Consider the following 3,664-nt stretch of genomic DNA (forward strand, 5'->3'; position numbering starts at 1 on the left):
CAGCGTGGCCACAGGAGCCGCCGCGGGCAATGCCGACCCGGCCACCGGGCCCGTCGGGAGCGGTGGCGCGGGGCGCGCGGGGGCGGCGGTCGCGGAAGGGGTCGGCGTCGCGCGGGGCTGGGTCGCCGGGCTGGCAGGGCCAGGAGTCGCCCGGGGCGACGGGGTCGCGGTCGGCGCTGAAACCGGGCCGGACGAGGAGGGCGGCGAGGCTGTCGCCGGGGCGGATCGGACGACGGGCGCCGCGAGGGCGGGCGCAGCCGTGGTGGGAGCGGGCCGGGGCGTCGGGACGCTGGAAGGCGCGGCCGTGGCGGGAACGGCGGGTCTCGGCGCGGGCGTCGCGACCGCGGCCGGCGGCGGGGCGATATAGGCGGCGGGGACGGGCGGGCCGCTGTTCAGGTCGCGCGTCAGACTGCTGGTCGGCGGGGCCGCCGGAGGGGTCTGGGCGTGGGCGGCGCCGGCCATGGCGAGGACGGCGGCGGCGGTGGACAGGCAGACTTTCATGGAGTCGACCTTCGCGCCTCAGCCCACGAACGGCAAGGCCCTGACGCGTCAGCTTTCCGCGATCAGGCGGCGGGCATCTCGACCCAGAAGGTCGCGCCCTCGCCCGGCGTCGAGGTCACGCCGATGGAGCCGCCCTGCAATTCGACGAGGCGTTTGGCCAGGGCCAGGCCGATGCCGTGCCCCTCGACCGCGGACCGCTCCAGGCCCAGGCGGTTGAACGGTTCGAACAGCTGGGCCTGCTTCTCGGGGGAAAGACCGGGGCCGCGGTCGGAGACCTCGATCCGCACGCCGTCATAGACCTTGCTTGCGCGGAAGGTGACGACGCCCCCGGACCCACCGTATTTGACGGCGTTGGAAGCGAGATTGGAGATGACCTGCGTCAGGCGCTGGGAATCGGCCAGGGCGATCAGGCCGTCGCCTTCGCTGACGACCTCAAGCCGTACGCCTTCGGATTCGGGCCGCAGGGCCACGGCCCGTTTCACGTCTTCCAGCACGCCGGGCACATCGGTGGGGCGCAGTTCGACCTTCACCGCACCGGACTCGGCGCGGGCGACGTCCAGCAGGTCGTGAGCCAGCGCCTCGACCTGACGCGCCGTCTTGACCAGCATCTCGGCCATTTCCCCCTGGGTGGGTGTGATGGCTCCAAGCTGTCCGGTCTTCCACAGTTCGCCGATGCCGATCACCCCGCCGACGGGACTCTTGATCTCGTGGGCGACGTTGGCGAGCAGGCGGGACTTGGCTTCGGAGGCGCGTTCGGCGCGCACCTGACCGGCCTTGGCCCGATCCGACAGGCGGTCCCGCTCTTCCAGCAGGGCCGCGACCAGCATGATCGGCAGATAGCCGAACAGGATCAGCAACTGCGCCATCATGGCGCGGTCCGGGCCCTCGAACGCGATGCCGTACGGGCCGAGGCCGCGCATGCTTCCGCCGACGGCCAGGATTGAGATGATGACGAGGGCTGCGGTGACGCCCAGCATCCGGAGCCGGACGGCGATCAACAGCAGCAGGGGCATGGTGATGAAGCCGATCGGCATCTGCTGCGAAAAGACGACAATGCAGAGCGCTGTCAGCAGGCTCAGAAGGACGATCGCTTCGATGGTGCGGGCCGGCGCGCGGAACCGGACGATCTCGCGTTTGGTGAGCGCCAGGCCGAAACTGGCCAGCACCGCGACGCCCAGGGCGTGGCCGAACCACCAGGTCTGGACGCTGTCGAGGAAGTCAGCGCCGTTCATCCACCACAGCATGGCGCCCGCAAACAGGGCGGCCGGCAGAGGCCCCAGGACGGCCGCGCTGACCAGAAAGCGGCACGCGCCCTGGACGGAGGCGAGGTTCAGCGTGGGCGCGAACCGCCGCGCCAGCAGAACGCAGACATAGATTTCCAGCATGTTGGCGACGGTGAACATCACCGTCAGCAGGGTCGAATTGCCCGCCAGCAGCTCGCCTGCCGCTATTCCCATGGCGACGAGGGCGCCGAACGACAGATCGTAGAGAGGTCCGCGCGATGTCCGCAGCCAGACCGCGACAGCCAGACCGCCAGCGCCCCACAGGGCGGCGACCACGCCGGCGGACCGGGCGAAACTGAGGGCCAGGACGACCAGAACCATAACCGCCATGGCGGTGAAAATCGGTGCGAGGGGCGGGCCGACGCCGCTGGTCGGACGCGAACCGTCCCGGGCGCGCGGCGCCGCGGGCGTTGGCACGCCGGGAGCAGGCTCCAAGGGTTCGAGCGCGCGGCTCATCTGCATATCTGGTCCCGGAACGACAGCCTGTGCCGTTCCCTTAGGCCCGCGCTTCCTAATATCCCCTGAAGGTCAGGCGTTTGCCTTCAATAGTTCCGTCAGTTCTCGCACCGCTGCGGCCGGCCCGTCCGGATGAGTCCAGACCGCCGAACTGACCGCCACGAAGTCGGCGCCGGCGCCGGCCAGCGCACCCGCGTTCGCGGCCGTGATCCCGCCGATGGCGACACAGGGCACCTCCACGGTTTCCTGCCAGATGGTCAGGATTTCGGGATCGGGCCGAAAGACCGTCTCCTTGGTCGTCGTCGGGAAGAAGGCGCCGAAGGCGACGTAGTCCGCTCCGGCTTCGGCCGCGTCCATCGCCAGCTCGCGGCTGTCGTGGCAGGTCACGCCGATCATGGCGTCGCGTCCCATGATCGCCCGCGCTTCGGACAGGGAGGCGTCGCCCTGCCCCAGATGGACGCCGTCGCAGCCTGATCGGGCCGCCAGATCGGGCCGGTCGTTGAGAATGACCGCCACGCCGCGCGCCTGGGCGATCGGCTTCAGCGCCGCGACTGCGGCCAAGACCGCGGCGTCGTCGACGTCCTTGAGCCGGATCTGCAGCGCCGCGACCTCGCCCGCGTCCAGCGCCGCTTCCAGATCGTTTGCGAACGCGGCCAGATCGGGGATCGCCGGAGGGGTGATCAGATACAGCTGACAGGGCGGACGGGTGGGGACGACGGGGGGCTTGGCCATGACCCGCGAAGTGCGACGGACGCGCGCCTGCGTCAACTGCACCTCTGCGAACGACTTGCATTTGCCACGATTTGCCTGTTAAGAAGAACCATTCGCAACAAGCCTTCGGGTTCGCCTTGTACGTCTGCAACTGCAACGGCCTTCGCAAACGGGATGTCGCCGCCGCCATCGAGGCCGGCGCCACGCGTCCGCGCGACATCTTCACCCGCAACCAGTGCGCGGTGCAGTGCGCCCGATGCGTATGCGAAATGCGCGAGATGATCGACGAAGCACGCGAGACCTTCGCCATGGCGGCCGAATAGGTCCCCCAGTCTCCCTCAGGGGAGATTCATTCGCATTTTCAATGTCGTGAGAAGTGTTCGCATGTGAACACAATGCCCGTTTGCGTGTTAAAATGGGCGTTCACAGCCGGTGATTCACGACGGTCGGGCTGACCGGCGCGCCGCTGACAGGAATACGACAATGAAGGGCGATCCCGCGATCATCCGCACGCTCAACGCGGTTCTGACCAACGAACTGACGGCGGTGAACCAGTATTTCCTGCACGCGCGGATGTTCGAGAGCTGGGGCCTGAAGCATCTCGGCCAGATCATCTACGACGAGTCGATCGGCGAGATGAAACACGCCGACAAGCTGATCAAGCGCGTCCTGTTCCTCGACGGCCTGCCGAACATGCAGGACCTGCACAAGCT

Annotated in this window: 4 protein-coding genes and 1 pseudogene; 3 read left to right on the top strand and 2 right to left on the bottom strand. The window is 68.8% G+C overall.

Annotated elements, in window-relative coordinates; genetic code table 11:
- Positions 1-367 (top strand): annotated as a pseudogene (locus tag V6M42_RS11970) (hypothetical protein); the annotation flags it as partial.
- 196 nt (positions 368-563) lie between these two features.
- On the opposite strand, the gene V6M42_RS11975 reads toward V6M42_RS11970, so the two are convergent.
- Together V6M42_RS11975 and thiE are read right to left on the bottom strand one after the other, a co-directional pair.
- The gene (locus V6M42_RS11975) at positions 564-2,240 is read right to left on the bottom strand and encodes a sensor histidine kinase (protein WP_332678650.1); all 1,677 of its coding nucleotides are present in this window, start codon (positions 2,238-2,240) and stop codon (positions 564-566) included.
- Positions 2,241-2,312: 72 nt separating this feature from the next.
- The gene (thiE, locus tag V6M42_RS11980; protein ID WP_332678651.1) at positions 2,313-2,972 is read right to left on the bottom strand and encodes a thiamine phosphate synthase; all 660 of its coding nucleotides are present in this window, start codon (positions 2,970-2,972) and stop codon (positions 2,313-2,315) included.
- 116 nt (positions 2,973-3,088) lie between these two features.
- Here thiE and V6M42_RS11985 point away from each other — a divergent pair, with 116 nt between their 5' ends.
- Together V6M42_RS11985 and V6M42_RS11990 are read left to right on the top strand one after the other, a co-directional pair.
- The gene (locus tag V6M42_RS11985; protein ID WP_332657489.1) at positions 3,089-3,274 is read left to right on the top strand and encodes a (2Fe-2S)-binding protein; all 186 of its coding nucleotides are present in this window, start codon (positions 3,089-3,091) and stop codon (positions 3,272-3,274) included.
- Positions 3,275-3,434: 160 nt separating this feature from the next.
- The coding region (locus V6M42_RS11990; protein ID WP_332678653.1) for a ferritin-like domain-containing protein at positions 3,435-3,664 on the top strand (230 nt) is incomplete at its 3' end.

It is taken from the genome of Brevundimonas sp. (assembly GCF_036677305.1).
In the GTDB taxonomy this organism is placed as follows: domain Bacteria; phylum Pseudomonadota; class Alphaproteobacteria; order Caulobacterales; family Caulobacteraceae; genus Brevundimonas.